This is a genomic window from Phaeospirillum tilakii (assembly GCF_042683125.1).
GTDB classification, from domain to species: Bacteria; Pseudomonadota; Alphaproteobacteria; order Rhodospirillales; family Magnetospirillaceae; genus Phaeospirillum; species Phaeospirillum tilakii.
Map to the genome: position 1 here is coordinate 20,574 of NZ_JBHUIY010000034.1, position 21,106 is coordinate 41,679.

Sequence of the window (21,106 nt, forward strand, 5' to 3'; positions counted from 1 at the left end):
AGGGGGTGTAGCTCAGTTGGTTAGAGCGCCGGCCTGTCACGCCGGAGGTCGCGGGTTCGAGCCCCGTCACTCCCGCCACCCGGCCCTGCCCCGTCGCGCGGCGCCCCGCCGCCCGAACGGGTCCCGCCGGTAGGGTGGCGAACGGTCGCGCCGGGCGGGCGTCGCAAGGAAGCAACCAGGGGCCGAGGCAGCAATGATGGAAGGTTGGCTGGTCGAATATCTGCCGATCCTCGTCTTCTTCTGTATCGCCACGGCGATCGCCGGTCTGGCGGTGGGCGGGTCCTGGCTGGTGGCCCGGCAGAAGCCCGATGCCGAGAAGGCCGCGCCCTACGAATGCGGCTTCGCCCCGTTCGGCGATGCCCGCGGCCGGTTCGACGTCCGCTTCTATCTGGTGTCGATCCTGTTCATCATCTTCGATCTCGAGGTCGCCTTCCTGTTCCCCTGGGCGGTGACGCTGGGCAAGATCGGCCTCTACGGTTTCTGGTCGATGATGGTGTTCCTCGCCGTGCTGACCGTCGGCTTCATCTACGAATGGCGCAAGGGAGCCCTCGAATGGGAATGAGCGGAGACGCCCCGCCGGCCCCGTCCGGCTTCGCCCCCGGCCGGCCGTTGCCGCCCGGCCCGGCCCAGGACGCGGTGCTCGGGCAGGTGGCGGACGAGATTTCCAATCGCGGCTACGTGCTGGCCAAGGTCGATGATCTGGCCGCCTGGGCCCGCACCGGCAGCCTGTGGCCGCTGACCTTCGGGCTGGCCTGCTGCGCGATCGAGATGATGCACGCCGCCTGTTCGCGCTACGACATGGACCGGTTCGGGGTGGTGTTCCGCCCGACCCCGCGTCAGGCCGACGTGATGATCGTCGCCGGCACCCTGACCAACAAGATGGCCCCGGCGCTGCGGCGGGTCTACGACCAGATGGCCGAGCCGCGCTGGGTGATCTCGATGGGCTCCTGCGCCAATGGCGGCGGCTACTACCATTACAGCTACTCGGTGGTGCGGGGCTGCGACCGGATCATTCCGGTCGACATCTATGTCCCCGGCTGTCCGCCCACCGCCGAGGCGCTGATGTATGGCATCCTTCAGTTGCAGAAGAAGATCCGGCGCACCCGGTCGATCACCCGCTAGCCCGCTCACCCGTGAAGGACGGCCGAACCATGACGCAAGCGCTGAAGGATCTGGGCGAGACCATCGCCGCGGCCCTGCCGCAGGAGGTGCGCCGGGCCGAGGTCAACCGCGTCGGCGAACTGACCCTCGAGGTGGCGCCGGCCGGGCTGCTGGCCGTGCTGGCCCATCTGCGCGACGATCCCGCCTGTCTGTTCAAGCAGCTGGTCGATGTCTGCGGGGTGGACTGGCCGGGGCGCGAGCCGCGCTTCGACGTGGTCTACCATCTGCTGTCGCTCAAGCACAATCAAAGGGTGCGGGTGAAGGTCGCCACCGACGACGACCAGCCGGTGCCGTCGGCCACCGGGTTGTTCAGCGCCGCCGGCTGGTTCGAGCGCGAGGTGTGGGACCTGTTCGGCATCCCGTTCGCGGGCCATCCCGACCTGCGCCGGATCCTGACCGATTACGGGTTCGAGGGCCATCCGCTGCGCAAGGATTTCCCGCTGTCCGGTCATGTCGAGATGCGCTACGACGACGAGCAGAAGCGGGTGGTGTACGAACCGGTCAAGCTGGTGCAGGATTTCCGCCGGTTCGATTTCCAGTCGCCGTGGGAGGGCCCCGGCCCGCTGCCCGGTGACGAGAAGGCCGGGAAGGAGGCGTGAGCACGATGGCCGAGACCCGGTTGATCGAGAGCTATTCGCTCAATTTCGGCCCGCAGCATCCGGCCGCGCACGGCGTGCTGCGCCTGATCCTCGAAATGTCGGGCGAGGTGGTCGAGCGCGCCGATCCGCATATCGGCCTGCTCCATCGCGGCACCGAGAAGCTGATCGAGCACAAGACCTACCTCCAGGCGGTGCCCTATTTCGACCGGCTCGATTACATCGGCACGATGAATCAGGAGCATGCCTTCGTCCTGGCGACGGAGAAGCTGCTGGGCGTCACCCTGCCGCCGCGGGCCCAGACCATCCGCACCCTTTATTGCGAGATCGGCCGCGTCCTCAATCACCTGCTCAACATCTGCACCTACATCTTCGATGTCGGCGGGATGACCCCGATGCTGTGGGGGTTCGAGGAACGCGACAAGCTGATGGAATTCTACGAGCGCGCCTGCGGGGCGCGGCTCCACGCCAATTACTTCCGCCCCGGCGGGGTGGCGATGGACCTGCCGCAGGATCTGCTCGACGACATCGGCGCCTGGACCGAGACCTTCCCCGCCGTGCTCGACGACATCGAGGGCCTGGTCACCGACAACCGCATCTTCAAGCAGCGCACCGTCGGCATCGGCGTGGTCAGCCCGGAACAGGCGCTCGACTGGGGCTTCACCGGCCCCAACCTGCGCGCCTCCGGCGTGGCATGGGACCTGCGCAAGGCCCAGCCCTACGAGATCTATGCCGACCTCGATTTCGACATTCCGGTCGGCAGTAACGGCGATTGCTACGACCGCTATCTGGTCCGCATCCTCGAGATGCGCGAGAGCGTCAAGATCATCCGCCAGTGTCTGGCGCGGATGCCGGGCGGGCCGGTGCGGGTCGATGACCGCAAGGTGACGCCGCCGCCGCGCGCCGAGATGAAGCGTTCGATGGAAGCACTGATCCATCATTTCAAGCTGTTCACCGAAGGGGTGCGGGTGCCGGCGGGCGAGGTCTATGCCGCGGTCGAGGCCCCCAAGGGCGAGTTCGCGGTCTATCTGATCGCCGACGGCAGCGGCCGGCCCTATCGCTGCAAGATCCGTTCGCCCGGCTTCCCCCATCTCCAGGCCCTCGACATGATGTCGAAGGGGCACATGCTGGCCGACGTGGTCGCCAATATCGGCTCCATCGACATTGTTTTCGGCGAGATCGACCGATGAGCGCTTCCGCCCCCGCCGCCAATCCGGCCGCCGACCGTGCCCCCTTCGCCTTCGACGCGGAGAACGAGGCCCGCGCCGAGGCCCTGCTGGCCCGCTACCCCGCCGCCCACCGCCAGAGCGCGGTGATGGGGCTGCTCGACCTCGCCCAGCGCCAGCTCGGCTGGGTCAGCCGGGGGGTGATCGAGGCGGTGGCCGCCCGGCTCGGCATGGCGCCGATCCAGGTCGAGGAGGTTGCCACCTTCTACACCATGTACAACCGCCGTCCGGTCGGGCGGCATCACGTCCAGATCTGCACCAATCTGCCCTGCCTGCTGCGCGGCAGCGACGACATCGTCGCGGCGGCGCGCGAGGCGCTGGGGATCGGCTTTGGCGAGACCAGCGCCGACGGGCTGTTCACCCTGAGCGAGGTCGAATGCCTCGGCGCCTGCGTCAACGCGCCGATGATGCAGATCGGCGACGATTATTACGAGGATCTCGATCCCGCCAGCACCAAGGCGGTGCTCGAGGCGCTGCGCCGGGGCGAGACCCCGCGCCCCGGCTCGCAGAGCGGGCGGCAGGGCTCCTGCCCGGCCGGCGGTCCGACCACCCTGACCGGCAAGGGGGCGTGATGCTGCACGATCGCGACCGCATCTTCACCAACCTGTACGGCTTCGCCGACTGGCGCCTCGCCGGGGCGCGGTCGCGCGGCGACTGGGACGGCACCCGCGCCCTGCTGGCCAAGGGCCGCGACTGGCTGATCGAGGAGATGAAGGCCTCCGGCCTGCGCGGACGCGGCGGCGCCGGCTTCCCCACCGGGGTCAAATGGTCGTTCATGCCGAAGACCGAGGGGCCCCGGCCGCATTACCTCGTCATCAACGCCGACGAGGGCGAGCCCGGCACCTGCAAGGACCGCGACATCCTCCGCCACGAGCCGCACAAGCTGGTCGAGGGGGCGCTGATCGCCGGCTTCGCCATCGGCGCCCATGCCGGCTACGTCTATGTGCGCGGCGAGTTCGTGCGCGAGGCCGAGCATCTCCAGGCGGCGATCGACGAGGCCCGCGCCGCCGGGCTGCTCGGGCCCGACGCCTGCGGTTCGGGCTGGCCGTTCGAGCTGTATGTCCATCGCGGCGCCGGCGCCTACATCTGCGGCGAGGAATCCGCCCTGATCGAAAGCCTGGAGGGCAAGAAGGGCCAGCCGCGCCTCAAGCCGCCGTTTCCGGCCGGGGTCGGGCTCTATGGCTGTCCGACCACCGTCAACAACGTCGAATCGATCGCGGTGGCCCCGACCATCCTGCGGCGCGGCGGGGCGTGGTTCGCCGGGCTGGGCCGGCCGAAGAACAGCGGCACCAAGGTGTTCTGCATCTCCGGCCATGTCGAGCGGCCCTGCAACGTCGAGGAGGAGATGGGCATCCCGCTGCGCGAGCTGATCGAGCGGCATGCCGGCGGGGTGCGCGGCGGTTGGGACAATCTGCTGGCGGTGATCCCCGGCGGTTCCTCGACCCCGCTGCTGACCCGCGAGACCTGCGACAGCGTGCTGATGGATTTCGACAGCCTGCGCGAGGCCCGCTCCGGGCTCGGCACGGCGGCGGTGATCGTGATGGACAAATCGACCGACGTGGTCCGCGCCATCGCCCGGCTGTCGCGCTTCTACGCCCATGAGAGCTGCGGCCAATGCACCCCCTGCCGCGAAGGCACCGGCTGGCTGGCCCGCATCATGGACCGGATGGTCCGGGGCGAGGCCGAAATCGAGGAGATCGACCGCCTCGAACAGCTGACCCGCCAGATCGAGGGACACACCATCTGCGCCCTGGGTGACGCCGCCGCCTGGCCGATCCAGGGCTTGATTCGCGCCTTCCGCCCCGAACTGGAGCGCCGCATCCTCGCCGCGCGCCAGTCCCGGGGCGAGGCCGCCTGAGGAACGGGAACGCCACATGCCCAAGCTGACCATCGACGGCAGGGAGATCGACGTCGAGCCGGGAACCACCATTCTCCAGGCGGCCGACCGGCTGGGCATCGAGATTCCCCGCTTCTGCTATCACGAGCGCCTCGCCATCGCCGGCAATTGCCGGATGTGTCTGGTCGAGGTCGAGAAGATGCCGAAGCCGGTCGCCTCCTGCGCGATGCCGGCGGCCGAGGGGATGGTGGTCACCACCAACAGCCCGACGGTGCGGGCGGCGCGGCGCGGGGTGATGGAATTCCTGCTGGTCAACCACCCGCTCGATTGCCCGATCTGCGATCAGGGCGGTGAATGCGACCTCCAGGACGAGGCGATGGCCTACGGCGCCGATCGCGGCCGCTGTGACGAGCCGAAGCGGGCCCAGCCCGAGGTCGATTACGGCCCGCTGATCGCCACCCACATGACCCGCTGCATCCACTGTACCCGCTGCATCCGCTTCGCCGCCGAGATCGCGGGGACGCCGGTGCTGGGCGGGCTGGGGCGTGGCGGCCATCTCGAGATCACCCGCGACCTCGGCGCGACGCTGTCGTCGGAACTGTCGGGCAACCTGATCGACCTCTGCCCGGTCGGCGCCCTGACCAGCAAGCCGGCCGCCTTCCGCTACCGCTCGTGGGAACTGCGCCGCACCGACTCGATCGACGCGATGGACGGGCTCGGCGCCGCGATCCGGATCGATTCGCGCGGCAACGAGGTGGTCCGGGTGCTGCCCCGGATCAATGACGACGTCAACGAGGAATGGCTGGGCGACCGCTCGCGCTTCGCCTGCGACGGCCTCAGCCGGCAGCGGCTCGACCGCCCCTATGTCCGCAAGGACGGCAAACTGGTGGCGGCGAGCTGGCCCGAGGCGCTGGGTGCGGTGGCGGCGCGACTGCGCGGTCTGCCCGGCGAGCGCATCGCCGCTTTGGCCGGCGATCAGGCCGACGCCGAGGCGATGTTCGCGCTTAAACAGCTGCTGGCCGCGCTGGGCTCGTCCCATCTCGATTGCCGCCAGGACGGCGCCGCGCTCGATCCGACCGTGCGCGCCGCCTACCTGTTCAACAGCGGGTTGGCCGGCATTGCCGAGGCCGACGCCCTGCTGCTGATCGGCTGCAATCCCCGTACCGAGGCGCCGGTGCTCAACGCCCGGCTGCGCCAATCCTGGCTGACCCGGGGGATCCCGGTCGCCGCGATCGGCCCGCGCACCGACCTGACCTATGAGTGCGACTGGCTGGGCGACCGCCCGGCGACGCTGGCGGAGATCGCCGCCGGCCGCCATCCCTTCGCCCAGGTGCTGACCCAGGCCGCCCGTCCGGCGCTGATCCTGGGGCAGGGGGCGCTGGCCCGGCCCGACGGCGCCGCGATCCTGGCGCTGGCCCGCCGCATCGCCGAGACCACCGGGATGGTCGGCGAGGGCTGGAACGGCTTCAACCTGCTGCACACCGCCGCGGCGCGGGTCGGCGGGCTCGATCTCGGCTTCGTGCCGGGACCGGGCGGGCGCGACCGCGCCGCGATCCTGGCCGGGGCGGCTTCCGGCGCGATCGAGGCGCTGTTCCTGCTCGGCGCCGACGAGCTGGCGATGCCGGCCCCGGACACCGCCTTCGTGATCTATCTCGGCAGCCACGGCGATGCCGGCGCCCACCGCGCCGACGTGATCCTGCCCGCCGCCGCCTATACCGAGAAGGACGCCACCTACGTCAACACCGAGGGACGGGTCCAGCGCACCCGCCGCGCGGTGTTCCCGCCGGGCGAGGCGCGCGAGGACTGGCGGATCATCCGCGCCCTGTCCGAGACGCTCGGCCACACCCTGCCTTACGACGACCTCGGCGGCCTGCGTGCCGCGCTGGCCGCCGAGGTGCCCACCTTCGCCCGCCTGGGCGAGCGGCCGGTGGCGGCCTGGGCGCCGTTCGCCCTCGATGCCGGGGCGCCGTCCGACCTGCCGCTGACCTCGGCGGTGGGGTGCTACTACCAGACCGATCCGATCAGCCGGGTCTCGCCGACGATGGCCGCCTGCGTCGCGGCCTTCGGCGCCGCCCACTCCCATCACGAGGCGGGATGCCATGATTGACCTGATCGCCGCCCACCTCCCGCCCACCTTGTGGCACCTGATCGTCATCGTCGCGCAGATCCTCGCGATCTTCGTGCCGGTGCTGCTGGTGATGGCCTACCTGACCTATTTCGAGCGCAAGGTGATCGGGGCGATGCACCTGCGCAAGGGGCCGAACGTGGTCGGGCCGCTCGGCCTGTTCCAGCCCTTCGCCGACGGCATCAAGCTGTTCTTCAAGGAGACGGTGCTGCCGGCCCGCTCCAACCGGCTGATCCACCTGTTCGCGCCGATGATCACCCTGATCGTCGCCCTGGTGGCCTGGGCGGTGATCCCGTTCAACGACGGCTGGGTGCTGGCCGACATCAATGTCGGCGTGCTCTACATCTTCGCGGTGTCGAGCCTTGGCATCTACGGCATCGTGATGGCCGGCTGGGCCTCGAATTCGCGCTACGCCTTCCTCGGCGCGCTGCGCTCGGCGGCGCAGATGGTGTCCTACGAGGTGTCGATCGGGCTGATCCTGGTCTCGGTGCTGCTGACCGCCGGCTCGCTCAACCTGTCCGAGATCGTCCGCGCCCAGCAGAATATGTGGTTCGTGCTGCCGCATCTGCCGATGTTCGTGCTGTTCGTCGCCTCCGGGCTGGCCGAGACCAACCGCTCGCCGTTCGACCTGACCGAATGCGAATCCGAGCTGGTGTCGGGCTACAACGTCGAATATTCGTCGATGCCGTTCGCGCTGTTCTATCTGGGCGAATACATCAACATGCTGGTGGTCGGCGCGATGACCAGCGTGCTGTTCCTCGGTGGCTGGCTGGCGCCGTTCGGCTGGACCTTCCTGCCCGGGCCGGTGTGGTTCTTCCTCAAGGTGACGTTGGTGATGTTCATCTTCGTCTGGGTCCGCGCCACCTTCCCGCGCTATCGCTACGACCAGCTGATGCGGCTGGGCTGGAAGGTGTTCCTGCCCTTCTCGCTGCTGTGGCTGGTGCTGACCGCCGGCACGCTGGTCGCGCTCGACCGCCTGCCGGGCCAGGGATAAGGAGAGCCGAAGCATGTCGTTCCTCGACCGCACCGCCCGCGCTTTCCTGCTGACCGAGCTGCTCCAGGGCCTGTCGGTGACCTTCCGCTACCTGTGGAAGCCGAAGGTGACCGTCAATTATCCCTACGAGAAGGGCTATCTCAGCACCCGCTTCCGCGGCGAGCACGCCCTGCGCCGTTATCCCAACGGCGAGGAACGCTGCATCGCCTGCAAGCTGTGCGAGGCGGTCTGTCCGGCCCAGGCGATCACCATCGAGGCGGAACCCCGCCCCGACGGGTCGCGCCGCACCCGGCGCTACGATATCGACATGACCAAATGCATCTATTGCGGTCTGTGCCAGGAGGCCTGCCCGGTCGATGCCATCGTCGAGGGCCCCAACTTCGAATATGCCACCGAGACCCGGGCCGAACTGATGTACAACAAGGCAAAACTGCTCGCCAACGGCGATCGCTGGGAGGCCGCTCTGGCCTTCCGTCTGTCAGCCGACGCGCCCTATCGCTGAAGGGGGGGAAACCCGGAATGTCGACGGCGTTGATCTTTTATCTGTTTGCCGGGCTGGCGGTGCTGAGCGGGGTGATGGTGGTCTCCGCCCGCAACCCGGTCCATTCCGTGCTGTGGCTGATCCTGTGCTTCTTCAACACCGCCGGGCTGTTCCTGCTGCTCGGCGCCGAATTCCTGGCGATGGTGCTGGTGATCGTCTATGTCGGCGCGGTGGCGGTGCTGTTCCTGTTCGTGGTGATGATGCTCGACGTCAACCTCGCCGAGTTGCGCGCCGGCTTCCTCCAGTATCTGCCGCTCGGCGGGCTGGTGGGGGCGGTGCTGCTGGGCGAGCTGGTGGCGGTGGCCTTCGCCTGGAGTCCGGCGCCCGCGGCGGCGGCGCTGACCCGGGCGCCCACCCCCGACCTCGCCCAGGTTTCCAATACCCAGGCGCTGGGGCGGCTGCTCTACACCGATTACGTCTACCTGTTCCAGGCCGCCGGTCTGGTGCTGCTGGTGGCGATGATCGGGGCGATCCTGCTGACTCACCGCCGCCGCGACGGGGTGCGCCGCCAGCGCATCGCCGAACAGATCGCCCAGGGACCCGGCTCGGTCGAGCTGCGCAAGGTTCCGACCGGGCGGGGAGTGTGAGGCGATGATGGACATCGGTCTGGCCCATTACCTGATCGTCGCCGCGATCCTGTTCACCCTGGGCGTGGTCGGGATCTTCCTCAATCGCAAGAACGTCATCATCATCATGATGTCGATCGAGTTGATCCTGCTTGCGGTCAATCTCAATCTGGTGGCGTTCTCGTCGGCCCTGCACGATCTGGTCGGGCAGGTGCTGGCGATGTTCGTCCTGACCGTCGCCGCCGCCGAGGCGGCGATCGGGCTCGCCATCATCGTGGTCTTCTTCCGCAGCCGCGGCACCATCGCGGTCGAGGACATCAGCCAGCTCAAGGGGTAGCCCTCGATGACCGTCATCGCCACCGTCTTCCTGCCTCTGCTGGGCTCGGCGATCGCCGGGCTGTTCGGCCGCGTGATCGGCGCGCGCGGGGCCCAGATCGTCACCTGCTCCCTGCTGGTGGCGGCGGCGGTGCTGGCCGCCCAGCTGTTCGAGCAGGTGGCGCTCGAAGGCAATGCCGTGACCGTGTCGCTGGCCGGCTGGATCCAGTCGGGCGGCCTGTCGCTCGACTGGGCGCTGAAGGTCGATACCCTGACCGCGGTGATGCTGGTGGTGGTGACCTGGGTGTCGGCGGCGGTGCACCTCTATTCGGTCGGCTACATGGCCCATGACCGCTCGATCGCCCGCTTCCAGTCCTATCTGTCGCTGTTCACCTTCGCGATGCTGATGCTGGTGACCGCCGACAATCTGGTGCAGATGTTCTTTGGCTGGGAAGGGGTCGGGCTGGCCTCCTACCTGCTGATCGGCTTCTGGTACGAGCGCCCCTCGGCCTCGGCGGCGGCGATCAAGGCCTTCGTGGTCAACCGCATCGGCGATTTCGGCTTCCTGCTCGGCATCTTCGGCCTGTTCCTGCTGTTCGGCACCGTCAATCTCGACGCGATCTTCGCCGCCGCGCCGGGCAAGACCGGGGTCAGCGTGTCGCTGCTCGGCCTGCACATCGACGTGATCACCCTGTGCTGCCTGCTGCTGTTCGTCGGCGCGATGGGCAAGTCGGCCCAGCTCGGGCTGCACACCTGGCTGCCCGACGCGATGGAGGGCCCGACCCCGGTGTCGGCCCTGATCCATGCCGCGACGATGGTCACCGCCGGGGTGTTCCTGGTGGCGCGGATGAGCCCGCTGTTCGAACTGTCCGACGCCGCCCTGGCGGTGGTGGCGGTGGTCGGCGCGGCGACCGCGATCTTCGCCGCCACCGTCGGCTGCGTGCAGAACGACATCAAGCGGATCATCGCCTATTCGACCTGTTCCCAGCTCGGCTACATGTTCTTCGCCCTCGGGGTGTCGGCCTATCAGGCGGCGATCTTCCATCTGATGACCCATGCCTTCTTCAAGGCGCTGCTGTTCCTCGCCGCCGGCTCGGTGATCCATGCGATGAGCGACGAGCAGGACATCCGCCGGATGGGCGGGATCTGGAAGCACGTCAAGGTGACCTGGGCGCTGATGTGGATCGGCTCGCTGGCGCTGGCCGGGCTGCCGTTCTTCGCCGGCTATTACTCGAAGGACGTGATCCTCGAGGCGGCGTGGAGTTCGGGCACCCTGGTCGGCCAGTCGGCCTTCTGGGTCGGGCTGGTGGCGGCGGTGCTGACCGCGTTCTATTCCTGGCGGCTGCTGCTGCTGGTGTTCCACGGCCGGCCGCGCGCCGACGAGCAGGTGATGGCCCATGTCCATGAGAGCCCGGCGGTGATGATCATCCCGCTGCTGTTCCTGGGCGGCGGCGCGATGTTCGCCGGGGTGGTCGGCTACGATTGGTTCGTGGGTGCGCAAAGCCATGATTTCTGGGGGCGGTCGCTGCTGGTGCTCGACCTCCATCCCGCGCTCGATCTGATCCACCATGCGCCCTCCTGGGTGGCGCTGGCCCCCACCGTGGCGGCGGCGGTGGGCATCGCGGTGGCCTATCTGTTCTATGTCTTCGCCCCCGGCCTGCCGGCGGCGCTGGCGGGACGGCTGCCGGGGCTCTACCGCTTCCTGCTCAACAAATGGTATTTCGACGAATTGTATGACCTGATGGTGGTGCGTCCGGCCTTCCGGCTGGGGCGTGGATTGTGGAAGGGCGGCGACGTCGCCCTGATCGACGGGCTGGGGCCGGACGGCATCGCCGCCACCAGCCTGCGGGTCGGGCGGGGCGTGGCGGCGAGCGAGACCGGTTATCTGCCGCATTACGCCTTCGTGATGCTGGTGGGGGTGGCCGGGTTCGTCACCTGGTACCTGCTGTTCGTGCGCTGACGGGGGGAAGACGTTCGATGACCGACTGGCCGCTTCTCACCCTGACCACCTTCCTGCCGCTGGTGGGGGCGCTGTTCCTGCTCACCATCCGCGGCGAGGAGGCGGTGGTGGCGCGCAATGCCCGCCACGTCGCCCTGCTGACCGCGCTGGCGACCTTCGTGCTGTCGCTGTTCGTGCTGGCCCGCTTCGACGGCGGCTCGCCCGACTTCCAGCTCAAGGAGACCGCCACCTGGTTCCCCGGCACCACCCTCAGCTATTCGCTCGGGGTCGATGGGGTGTCGGTGTGGTTCGTCCTGCTGTCCACCTTCCTCACCCCGCTCTGCATCCTGTCCTCGTTCGAGGCGGTCAAGGTGCGGGTCAAGGAATACATGGTCGCGTTCCTCGTGCTCGAGACCATGATGGTGGGGATGTTCTGCGCCCTCGATCTGGTGCTGTTCTACCTGTTCTTCGAGGGCGTGCTGATCCCGATGTTCATCATCATCGGGGTGTGGGGCGGCCCGCGCCGGGTCTATGCCTCGTTCAAGTTCTTCCTCTACACCCTGCTCGGCTCGGTGCTGATGCTGCTCGCCATGCTGGCGATGTATTTCGAGGCGCAGACCACCGACATCCCGTCGCTGATGGCCCATTCCTTCCCGCTCGAGATGCAGAAATGGCTGTGGCTGGCCTTCTTCGCCTCGTTCGCGGTCAAGGTGCCGATGTGGCCGGTCCACACCTGGCTGCCCGACGCCCACGTCGAGGCGCCGACCGCCGGCTCGGTGATCCTGGCCGGCGTGCTGCTGAAGATGGGCGCCTACGGCTTCCTGCGCTTCTCGCTGCCGATGCTGCCCGACGCCTCGCTGTTCTTCACCCCGCTGATCCAGGCCCTGTCGGTGATCGCGGTGATCTACACCTCGCTGGTGGCGCTGGTGCAGGACGACCTCAAGAAGCTGATCGCCTACAGCTCGGTGGCGCATATGGGCTACGTCACCCTCGGCCTGTTCGCGATGACCCCGCAGGGGGTCGAGGGCGCGCTGTTGCAGATGCTGTCGCACGGTCTGGTGTCGGGGGCGCTGTTCCTCGGCGTCGGCGTGGTGTATGACCGGCTGCACACCCGCGAGATCGCCCGGTTCGGCGGGCTGGCGGCGCGGATGCCGCGCTATGCCGCCTTCTTCATGCTGTTCACCCTGGCCTCGATCGGGTTGCCCGGCACCTCGGGCTTCGTCGGCGAGTTCCTGGTGCTGACCGGGGTGTTCGTCGACAACCGGCTGGTGGCCGGGATGGCGGCGGTGGGGGTGGTGCTGGGCGCCGCCTACATGCTCTATCTCTACCGCCGGGTGTTCTTCGGCCGGCTGGTGCATGAGGATCTCAAGCTGCTGCCCGACCTTGGCGCGCGCGAGATCCTGGTGTTTTTGCCGCTGGCGGCGCTGGTGATCTGGATGGGCGTGCATCCGGCCACCTTCCTCGACCCGATGCATGCCTCGGTGGGCAAGCTGATCGACAATTATGAACTCGCCAAGGCGGCCAAGGGCGCCCTGGCGGCGCCGACACGCTAGAGGGAGATGGCGACGTGACCGTGACTCTCGACCTCCTGCCGGTGTTGCCGGAGCTGTTCCTGGCGCTCAGCGGCCTGCTCCTGGTGCTGGTGGGGGTGTTCCGCCGCGACGAGGACGGCACCCGCACGGTGGCCACCCTGGCGATCATGGCGATGGTGATGACGATGCTGCTGGTGTGGGCGCTGGGGCCCGACCGTCAGACCGCCTTCGCCGGCCTGTTCGTCGCCGACCGCTTCGCCGCCTTCGCCAAGCAGATGATTCTGGTCGGCGCGATCCTGTCGACCGCGATCGCCCTGCCGTTCCTCGAACGCGAGCAGATCGCCCGGTTCGAATTCCCGCTGCTGATCCTGCTGTCGACCCTCGGCCTGATGACGATGGTGTCGGCCAACGACTTCATGACCCTCTACATGGGGCTGGAGCTGGGCAGCCTGCCGCTTTACGTGCTGGCGGCCTATCATCGCGACAGCGCCCGTTCGGCCGAGGCCGGGGTCAAGTATTTCGTCCTCGGCGCGCTGGCCTCGGGCCTGCTGCTCTACGGCGTGTCGCTGCTGTACGGCTTTGCCGGCACCACCTCGTTCCTCGGCCTCGCCCGGGGCCTGGGCGAGACCGGCGGCGCGCCGTCGGTGGGGATCGTGGTCGGGCTGGTGCTGGTGGTGGCCGGGCTGGCCTTCAAGATCTCGGCCGCGCCGTTCCACATGTGGACTCCCGACGTCTATGAGGGCGCGCCGACCCCGGTCACCGCCTTCTTCTCGGTGGCGCCCAAGATCGCCGCGCTCTGTCTGCTGACCCGGGTGATGGTCGAGCCGTTCGGCGGCATGGTCGAGCAGTGGCGGCAGGTGGTGATCGCGGTGGCGCTGCTGTCGATGCTGGTCGGCGGCTTCGCCGCGCTCGGCCAGCGCAACATCAAGCGGCTGATGGCCTATTCCTCGATCGGCCATGCCGGCTATGCCCTGGTCGGCCTCGCCGCCGGCAGCGTGCTCGGCGTGCAGGCGGTGCTGATCTATCTCGCCATCTACCTGTTCATGAACATCGGCGTGTTCGCGGTGATCCTGTCGATGCGGCGGATGGGCCAGATGGTCGAGCGGATCGAGGATCTGGCCGGTCTGGCCCGCACCCAGCCGGCGATGGCCTTCGTGATGGCGATGCTGATGTTCTCGATGGCCGGGATCCCGCCGCTGGCCGGGTTCTGGGGCAAGTTCTACGTCTTCATGGCGGCGATCGAGGCCGGGCTCTATCCGCTGGCGGTGCTGGGCGTGCTGACCAGCGTGGTGGCGGCCTTCTACTACCTGCGCATCGTCAAGCTGATGTATTTCGACGAGCCGGTCGAGGCGTTCGACCGCCCGATCGGCCCGGCCCCGGCCTTCGCGATGGGCTTGGGCGGGGTGGTGGTGCTCGGCTTCACCTTCCTGCCGGCGCCGCTGGTGACCGGGGCCAAGGCCGCCGCCGCCGCTCTGTTCCCGGCGGGATGAGCCCCGCGCCCTTCACCCTGGTCGCGCTCGACGCGGTCGACAGCACCAACGACGAGGCCCGCCGCCGCATCGAGGCCGGCCTCGCCGCCGACGGGCTGGTGATCACCGCCGCCCGCCAGAGCGCCGGGCGCGGCCGGCGCGGCCGGGTGTGGGTCAGCCCGCCCGGCAACCTGCATTGCTCGCTGCTGCTGGCCCATGACGGCCCGCCCGCCGCCGCCGCCGAACTCGGCTTCGCCGCCGTCGCCGCGCTGGCCGAGGCGGTCGAGACCCTGCTGCCCGGGGTCGAGGCCCGCTGCAAATGGCCCAACGATCTGATGCTGCGCCCCCGTGGCGGCACGGCCCCGTTCGCCAAGGCGGCGGGGATGCTGCTGGAGACCGGCGGCGACGGCTGGGTGATCCTCGGGATCGGCGTCGATGTCGCCGCCGCCCCGCCGCCGGCCGAGACGCTGCATCCGGCCTGCGCCCTGGCCGATTTCGGCTGGGACGGGGGCCCGGCGCCGGTGCTGGCCGCCTTCTGCGCCGTCTTCGCGCCGCTGCTGGCGGCGTGGCGGGCGGACGGCTTCGCCCCGGTGCGGGCGGCGTGGCTGGCCCGCGCCCTCGGCCTCGGCGGGCCGGCGACGGCGCGGCTCGAGTCGGCGACTTTGACCGGGCGGTTCGTCGCGCTCGATCCCGACGGGGCGCTGGTGCTCGACCAGGGCGCGGCGGGGATCACCCGCATCCGTGCCGGCGACGTGTTTTTTCCGGGGGCGACCCCATATGGGAGCTGACGCTCCGGGCTGCCGCCCGGACCCGCGCGGGGAGCAGGCTCCCCGCCCCCTCTTTTTTTCAAAAATGAAGGGGGTTTGGGGCCTCGCCCCAAGCGGGTGCGGGCGGCAGCCCGCTATTTGATCCCAGGAGCCTGTGAGCATGTTGCTGGCCATCGATTCGGGCAATACCAACATCGTTTTCGCGGTGTTCGAGGGCGACCACCTGCGCGGCGAGTGGCGCACCTCGACCAATGCCGAGCGTACCGCCGACGAACTCGGGGTGTGGCTGACCCAGCTTCTCACCATCGAGGGGCTGCGGCGCGAGGATATCGGCGCGGCGATCATCGCCAGCGTGGTGCCGGCGATGATGTTCAATCTGAAGACCCTCTGTCGCCGTTATTTCGGCTGCGAGCCGCGGGTGGTGGGCGATGAGGGGGTCGATCTCGGCCTGTCGATCCTGCTCGACCGGCCGGAAGAGGTCGGCGCCGACCGGCTGGTCAACGCGGTGGCGGCGCACCGGCGCTACCAGGGCGCGCTGATCGTGATCGATTTCGGTACCGCCACCACCTTCGACGTGGTCGATTCCGGCGGCAATTACTGCGGCGGCGCGATCGCCCCCGGCATCAACCTGTCGCTGGAGGCGCTGCACATGGCGGCGGCGCAGTTGCCGCGCGTCGCGATCGGCCGCCCGCGTCAGGTGATCGGCAAATCGACCGTGCCGGCGATGCAGTCGGGCATTTTCTGGGGCTATATCAGCCTGATCGAGGGGCTGGTGCGGCGGATCAAGGAGGAGTACGGCGGCGAGATGACGGTGGTGGCCACCGGTGGCCTCGCCCCGCTGTTCGCCGACGCCAGCCCGGTGATCGATGCCCTCGACGCCGACCTCACCCTGCGCGGCCTGCTCGAAATCCACCGCCGCAATGCCGGACCCTGCTGCAAATGAGCGATTTTCCCAACGGCGACGAACTCTATTTCCTTCCCCTCGGCGGTGTCGGCGAGATCGGGATGAACCTGTCGCTGTACGGCAGCGGCGGGCAATGGCTGGCGGTCGATTGCGGCGTGTCGTTCGGCGACGATTCGATGCCGATGATCGACGTGGTGATGCCGGATCCGGCCTGGATCGCGGCGCGGCGCGACCGGCTCGCCGGGCTGGTGCTGACCCATGGCCACGAGGACCATCTCGGCGCGGTGCCCTATCTGTGGCCGCAACTGCGCTGCCCGGTCTATGCCACCCCGTTCGCGGCGGCGGTGCTGAAGGGCAAGCTGCACGAGGTCGGGTTGCAGGACATCGTGCCGGTCCATGTCGTGCCCCCCGGCGGCCGCTTCAAGGTCGGCGGCTTCGATGTCGAGATGGTGCCGGTGACCCATTCGATCCCCGAGGCCCAGGCCCTGGCGATCCACACCCCGGCCGGCACGGTGGTGCATACCGGCGACTGGAAGTTCGATCCCGAGCCGCAGGTCGGCCCGCCGACCGATTTCGAGGCGCTGCGCCGGCTCGGCCGCGACGGCGTGCTGGCGCTGGTGGGGGATTCGACCAACATCCTCAGCCAGGGTCATTCCGGCTCCGAGGCCGAGGTGCGCGCCAGCCTGATCGGCCTGTTCAGCCGCTATCACGGCCGGATCGCGGTGTCGTGCTTCGCCACCAACGTCGCCCGGCTGGAAAGCGTCGCGGTCGCCGCCGCCGCCAATGACCGCCATGTCGCCCTGGTCGGCCGCTCGCTGTGGCGGATCGAGCGTGCCGCGCGCGACACCGGCCATCTGCGCGACCTGCCGCCGTTCGTCACCGAGCACGATGCCGGCTATCTGCCCAACGACAAGGTGCTCTATCTCTGCACCGGCAGCCAGGGCGAGCCGCGCGCCGCGCTGGCCCGCATCGCCGCCGGCGACCATCCCCACGTCGTGCTGGGCAAGGGCGATGTGGCGATCTTCTCCTCGCGCATCATCCCCGGCAACGAGAAGGCGATCTTCCGCCTCCAGAACGACCTGATCCATCTCGGGGTCGAGGTGGTGACCGACCGCGACGCCTTCGTTCACGTCTCCGGCCATCCCGGCCGCGAGGAGGTGACCGAGATGTACCGCCTGCTGCGGCCGCGCATCGCCGTGCCGGTGCATGGCGAGGCCCGCCACCAGCAGCATCATGCCCGCCTTGCCCGCGAACTCGGCGCCGAACAGGCGCTGGAGCTGAGCGACGGCGCCCTGCTGCGCCTCGCCCCCGGCCCGGCCGAGGTGATCGATCAGGTCCCCACCGGCCGGCTGTGCCTCGACGGCCCCCGGCTGGTGCCGACCGACAGCGAGATCCTGCGCAATCGCCGCCGGATGGTGTTCAACGGCTCGGCGGTGGTGACGGTGGTGCTGGACGGCGCCGGCCGCCTGCTCGGCCGGCCGCAACTGACCGCGCTCGGCCTGCTCGACGCCGCCCACGCCGCCGAGGAACACGAGGCGGTGGTCGAGGCGGTGGTGGCCGCGATCGAGGCGACCCCCCTCCGCGCCCGCCGCGACGATGGGGTGGTGCGCGAGGCCGCCCGCCTCGCCGTCCGCCGCTCGCTGCGCGACAGCCACGGCAAGAAGCCGATCACCGAGGTCCATCTGGTCCGGGTGTAAAAGCGGGCTCCGCCCGCCCCCGCCAAGGGCCGCAAGGCCCTTGGATCCCATCGATGGTCGGGTGCGGAACGGCCTGTCAGCTTGGGCTCGGGCGTCTGGGGCGCACTCCCCCAGGGGGATCCAAGGGCCTTCGGCCCTTGGCGGGTGCGGGCGGAGCCCGCGTCAGCGCGCCAGCGCCGCCGCGACCTGATCGAGCGCGCCGGCCCAGTCGCCGGGGGCGGGCTGGCGGAACAGCCGGAGCGAGGGATACCACAGGCAATCGGCGCGGTTGCGTTGCCAGCGCCAGTCGGGATGGAACGGCAGCAGCAGCCAGGCCGGGCGGCCGAGCGCGCCGGCAAGGTGGACGATCGCGGTATCGACGCTGATCAGCAGGTCGAGCCCGGCCAGCACGGCGGCGGTATCGCCGAAATCCGTGAGGTCGGGCCCGAGCGGGATCATTCCCGGCGGCACCGCGCCCTCCTTTTGCAGGCTGAGCGGCACGGCGGGCAAGGCCGGGCCGAGCCGCTCCAGCAGCAGCGCCGGATCGAGCGAGCGCAGATGGTCGGTCTTGTGGCGCGGGTTGCCGGCCCACACCAGCCCGATGCGCCGGCCGGGCGGCAGGCGGTTGCGCCACGCCGCCAGCCGCTCCGGCGGCGGTGCCAGATAGGGCGCCCCCATTCCCAACTGCTCCGGGCGGGTCAAGCCGAGGGCGTCGGGCAGGCTCAGCAGCGGCAGGTGGCAGTCGCAGGCGGGCAGGGGTTCGCCGGCGGCGATCACCGCGTCGAGGCCGGGCAAGGCGCGCAGCAGCGGCAGCAGCGGCGCCTGGGCCTCCAGCACCACCCGGCCGCCGGCGATCGCGGCGAGGCGGGGCAGGAAGCGGACGAAGTGCAGGGTGTCGCCCAGACCCTGCTCGGCATGGACCAGCAGGGTGCGCCCGGCCAGCTTTTCCCCCCGCCAGCGTGGCATCGGCAGGCACCGCGCCGACAGGCCGGGCACCGCGCCGCGCCAGCGCCATTCGTACTCGGCCCAGCCGGCGGCGAAATCGCCCCGCCGCAGCAGCAGCTGGGCATAATTGTAATGGATCGAGGGATGGTCGGGGGCGAGGGCCAGGGCGCGGACGAAGCCGGCGGCGGCGGCGGCGTCGTCGCCGGCCCAGTTCTGGAGCAAGGCGAGGTTGGCGGCGATCGCCGCGTCGTCGGGGGCCAGCGCGGCGGCGGCGCGGGTCGCCGCCAGCGCCGGTTCGATCCGCCCCAGCCGGTGCAGTGCGGTGCCGAGATTGGCCAGCGGTTCGGGCCGGTCGGGATGGCGGCGGGCGAGGCTTTCCTGCACCGCCGCCGCTTCCTCCAGCCGGCCGAGCCGCTCCAGGGCGACGCCCCGGTTGGTGGCGGCCTCCAGCCAGTCCGGCCGCAGCGCCAGCGCCCGGTCGAATGAGGCCAGCGCCTCGGATTCGCGCTCCAGCCCGAGCAGGGCGCCACCGAGATTGAGCCAGGCCTCGGCATGGTCGGGGGCCAGGGTCACGGCGTGGCGGAAGGCCTCGATCGCGGCGGCGGGATCGTCCTCGGCCTGCAACGCGGTGCCGAGATTGAACCAGGCCTGGACGTGGCCGGGGGCGAGGGCGAGGGTGCGGCGGAAGGCCTCGACCGCCGCCGCGCCGCGTCCGGCGGCCAGCAGCGAGACGCCGAGGCGGTTGGGAATGGCGGGGTCGGTCGGGCAGAGGGCGGCCAGCCGGGCGAAGGCGGCGGCGGCGGCGACCGGGTCGCCGGCCTCGTGGCGGGCGTCGCCGAGAGCAAGCAGCAGGCGGGGATTGTCCGGGTCGTCGGCCAGCAGGGCCTCAAGCAGGGCGGCGCCCTCGGCGTAACGGCCCTGGCGGCACAGCACCAGCGCCAGCAGGTGGCGGGCGTCGCGGTGAGCGGGGTCGAGGGCGAGCTGGGCCCGGCACAGCGCCTCGGCCGGCTCCAGCCGGCCCTCGGCGTTGCAGGCGATCGCCTGCTGGAACGGACTCATCGGCGGTTCAGCCGAACAGCTTGTCGATCTCGTCCTGGCTGATGCCCTTGTTTTCAAGCTGCGGGCCGTTGAGCAACTTGGCGTCCTCGTCGTGATGATGCTCTTCGAAGATCTTGGGCGAGACCTCGGCGATGTTCTCGGGGCCCCAGATTTCGATCATCGCGTTGATGCGGGCCTCGATGTATTTGAGGGTCTTGACCACCTTGGTGATGCGCTGGCCGGTAATGTCCTGGAAGTTGCAGGCCTCGAAGATGGTGCTGATGGTGTCGGTGATGTCGTCCACCAGCCGCTTGACGTAGGCGTCGGGGGCGTGGGACTGGATCTCGTGGCCGATCGCCTCGATCTTTTCGGCCGCCTCGAGGATCTGCTCGGTGGCGCGCTCGGTGGCGGTGACGATGGCGTCAAGCTCGAAGGTCACCGCGATCAGGCGGTCCTCGTCGGCGTCCTGCGGGCGCAGCGCGGCGATCTCGGCCTTGGTGTGCTCGATGCAGACCGCCAGCGCGCGCAGCTCGGTCTTCAGCATCGACACTTCGGCGCCCTTGGTCGGCAGCGGCTCCTCGGCCGGGGCCGGTCGCGGCGCGGCGGCGGCCACCGCCGGGGCGGCGGCGGGCAACGGCACCTCGCCCTGGCGGATCAGCGCCTCGAGCCCCTTGATGTCGCCGCGCAGTTCGCGCAACGCCTTGATCAGTTCGCCCGGCGCGGCCGGCGTCGTGTCCGGGGTTCCCTGCTGCTGAAGCCGTTTGATCTCGGCTGTGAACAGTCTGCGTTCAGTCATCATGGGAATTATCACGTCCTCTCGCCGCCAGGGGGGAGGGGGCCGGTTGCCGGCACACCGCGGTGCGGCCGCGGGTCCCGCGGTTGTCTGCCTTGATGATGTGATCGCCGACCCGCTTCGTCAACGGGGGGGGTGCGAAATGTTGATGGCACCGGCCGCTCCTCATCGCCCCTCGCCCTCGGCCAGGGTCTGCTTGACGGTGAGGGCGAGCTGGGCCAGCGAGAACGGCTTGGGCAGGAAGGCGAAGCCGGCATCGGGGGCGATGCCGTCGCGGGCGACGTCCTCGGAATAGCCGGAAATCAGCACCACCCTGACGCTGGGACGCTCGATCCGCACCAGCCCGGCCAGGGTGACCCCGTCCATCCCCGGCATCACCACGTCGGAGATCAGCAGATCGACCGGCTGCGGCCCGCGCAGCAGTTCGATCGCCTGCTCGCCCGAGCGGGCCTCGATCACGCTGTAGCCCTTGTTGCGCAGCGCCCGCGCCCCGAAGGTCCGCACCGCGTCCTCGTCCTCGACCAGCAGGATGGTGCCGCTGCCGGTCAGGTCGGCCCCGGCGGCGTCCTCGTCGAGGCGGGGGCGGGCCGGTGGCGGCGGGTCGGCGCTGGCGCCGTCGTCGCTGCCGGCCTCGGCCGCGCTCCCGTCGCCGCCGGGTTCGCCGCTGCGGCGGCCGCCCGGG

Annotated in this window: 20 protein-coding genes and 1 tRNA gene; 18 read left to right on the forward strand and 3 right to left on the reverse strand. The window is 69.8% G+C overall.

The genetic code is table 11. From position 1 onward, the window contains the following. Nucleotide 1 precedes the first annotated feature (1 nt). The 18 genes from ACFSNB_RS14640 (at nucleotide 2) to ACFSNB_RS14725 (ending at nucleotide 17,669) form a co-directional block, all read left to right on the forward strand. A tRNA-Asp gene (locus ACFSNB_RS14640) sits at nucleotides 2-78 on the forward strand. A 118-nt stretch (nucleotides 79-196) separates the two neighbouring features. Then, nucleotides 197-562: an NADH-quinone oxidoreductase subunit A gene (locus tag ACFSNB_RS14645; RefSeq protein ID WP_377317897.1), complete on the forward strand. Its 366-nt coding sequence runs from the start codon at nucleotides 197-199 to the stop codon at nucleotides 560-562. Next, the gene (locus ACFSNB_RS14650; RefSeq protein ID WP_377317859.1) at nucleotides 559-1,122 is read left to right on the forward strand and encodes a NuoB/complex I 20 kDa subunit family protein; all 564 of its coding nucleotides are present in this window, start codon (nucleotides 559-561) and stop codon (nucleotides 1,120-1,122) included. Before ACFSNB_RS14645 ends, ACFSNB_RS14650 begins: the two co-directional genes overlap by 4 nt. A 29-nt stretch (nucleotides 1,123-1,151) precedes the next feature. Then, nucleotides 1,152-1,760 carry an NADH-quinone oxidoreductase subunit C gene (locus ACFSNB_RS14655; protein WP_377317861.1) on the forward strand — a complete coding sequence of 203 codons (609 nt, stop codon included), beginning with the start codon at nucleotides 1,152-1,154 and terminating at the stop codon, nucleotides 1,758-1,760. 5 nt (nucleotides 1,761-1,765) lie between these two features. Further along, nucleotides 1,766-2,947, forward strand: coding sequence for an NADH-quinone oxidoreductase subunit D (locus tag ACFSNB_RS14660; RefSeq protein ID WP_377317899.1), 1,182 nt, complete (start codon nucleotides 1,766-1,768; stop codon nucleotides 2,945-2,947). Further along, nucleotides 2,944-3,555: a complex I 24 kDa subunit family protein gene (locus tag ACFSNB_RS14665; RefSeq protein ID WP_377317863.1), complete on the forward strand. Its 612-nt coding sequence runs from the start codon at nucleotides 2,944-2,946 to the stop codon at nucleotides 3,553-3,555. Before ACFSNB_RS14660 ends, ACFSNB_RS14665 begins: the two co-directional genes overlap by 4 nt. Further along, nucleotides 3,555-4,841: an NADH-quinone oxidoreductase subunit NuoF gene (nuoF, locus tag ACFSNB_RS14670; protein ID WP_377317865.1), complete on the forward strand. Its 1,287-nt coding sequence runs from the start codon at nucleotides 3,555-3,557 to the stop codon at nucleotides 4,839-4,841. The genes ACFSNB_RS14665 and nuoF overlap by 1 nt, the downstream gene beginning before the upstream one ends. A 16-nt stretch (nucleotides 4,842-4,857) precedes the next feature. Beyond that, nucleotides 4,858-6,927: an NADH-quinone oxidoreductase subunit NuoG gene (nuoG, locus tag ACFSNB_RS14675; protein WP_377317867.1), complete on the forward strand. Its 2,070-nt coding sequence runs from the start codon at nucleotides 4,858-4,860 to the stop codon at nucleotides 6,925-6,927. Beyond that, on the forward strand, nucleotides 6,920-7,939 hold the full coding sequence (gene nuoH / locus ACFSNB_RS14680) for an NADH-quinone oxidoreductase subunit NuoH (protein WP_377317869.1): 1,020 nt from the start codon (nucleotides 6,920-6,922) through the stop codon (nucleotides 7,937-7,939). The genes nuoG and nuoH overlap by 8 nt, the downstream gene beginning before the upstream one ends. Nucleotides 7,940-7,952: 13 nt before the next feature. Then, entirely contained in the window at nucleotides 7,953-8,441 is a 489-nt protein-coding gene (nuoI, locus tag ACFSNB_RS14685; protein WP_377317871.1) for an NADH-quinone oxidoreductase subunit NuoI, read from the forward strand. 17 nt (nucleotides 8,442-8,458) lie between these two features. After that, nucleotides 8,459-9,067, forward strand: coding sequence for an NADH-quinone oxidoreductase subunit J (locus tag ACFSNB_RS14690; RefSeq protein WP_377317873.1), 609 nt, complete (start codon nucleotides 8,459-8,461; stop codon nucleotides 9,065-9,067). Between the two features lie 7 nt (nucleotides 9,068-9,074). Beyond that, complete coding sequence (nuoK, locus tag ACFSNB_RS14695; protein WP_465264569.1) at nucleotides 9,075-9,383, forward strand: NADH-quinone oxidoreductase subunit NuoK; 309 nt, start codon at nucleotides 9,075-9,077, stop codon at nucleotides 9,381-9,383. A gap of 6 nt (nucleotides 9,384-9,389) precedes the next feature. After that, a complete protein-coding gene (gene nuoL / locus ACFSNB_RS14700) occupies nucleotides 9,390-11,321 on the forward strand; it encodes an NADH-quinone oxidoreductase subunit L (protein WP_377317877.1) in 1,932 nt (643 codons plus the stop codon). Between the two features lie 17 nt (nucleotides 11,322-11,338). Then, on the forward strand, nucleotides 11,339-12,853 hold the full coding sequence (locus ACFSNB_RS14705; RefSeq protein WP_377317879.1) for an NADH-quinone oxidoreductase subunit M: 1,515 nt from the start codon (nucleotides 11,339-11,341) through the stop codon (nucleotides 12,851-12,853). Between the two features lie 14 nt (nucleotides 12,854-12,867). Beyond that, nucleotides 12,868-14,322: an NADH-quinone oxidoreductase subunit NuoN gene (gene nuoN / locus ACFSNB_RS14710; protein ID WP_377317881.1), complete on the forward strand. Its 1,455-nt coding sequence runs from the start codon at nucleotides 12,868-12,870 to the stop codon at nucleotides 14,320-14,322. Continuing rightward, nucleotides 14,319-15,089, forward strand: a complete 771-nt coding sequence (locus tag ACFSNB_RS14715; protein ID WP_377317883.1) for a biotin--[acetyl-CoA-carboxylase] ligase — start codon at nucleotides 14,319-14,321, stop codon at nucleotides 15,087-15,089. The genes nuoN and ACFSNB_RS14715 overlap by 4 nt, the downstream gene beginning before the upstream one ends. 139 nt (nucleotides 15,090-15,228) lie before the next feature. Further along, entirely contained in the window at nucleotides 15,229-16,011 is a 783-nt protein-coding gene (locus ACFSNB_RS14720) for a type III pantothenate kinase (RefSeq protein ID WP_377317885.1), read from the forward strand. Continuing rightward, nucleotides 16,008-17,669 carry a ribonuclease J gene (locus ACFSNB_RS14725; RefSeq protein ID WP_377317887.1) on the forward strand — a complete coding sequence of 554 codons (1,662 nt, stop codon included), beginning with the start codon at nucleotides 16,008-16,010 and terminating at the stop codon, nucleotides 17,667-17,669. Before ACFSNB_RS14720 ends, ACFSNB_RS14725 begins: the two co-directional genes overlap by 4 nt. Nucleotides 17,670-17,831: 162 nt before the next feature. Here ACFSNB_RS14725 and ACFSNB_RS14730 read toward each other — a convergent pair whose 3' ends face one another. The 3 genes from ACFSNB_RS14730 to ACFSNB_RS14740 all read right to left on the reverse strand — a co-directional run. After that, the gene (locus tag ACFSNB_RS14730; protein ID WP_377317889.1) at nucleotides 17,832-19,652 is read right to left on the reverse strand and encodes a tetratricopeptide repeat protein; all 1,821 of its coding nucleotides are present in this window, start codon (nucleotides 19,650-19,652) and stop codon (nucleotides 17,832-17,834) included. Nucleotides 19,653-19,659: 7 nt separating this feature from the next. Continuing rightward, the gene (locus ACFSNB_RS14735; protein WP_377317891.1) at nucleotides 19,660-20,427 is read right to left on the reverse strand and encodes a protein phosphatase CheZ; all 768 of its coding nucleotides are present in this window, start codon (nucleotides 20,425-20,427) and stop codon (nucleotides 19,660-19,662) included. 162 nt (nucleotides 20,428-20,589) lie between these two features. Continuing rightward, nucleotides 20,590-21,106, reverse strand: a 517-nt coding sequence (locus ACFSNB_RS14740) for a response regulator (protein ID WP_377317893.1), incomplete at its 5' end; no start/stop codon positions are given.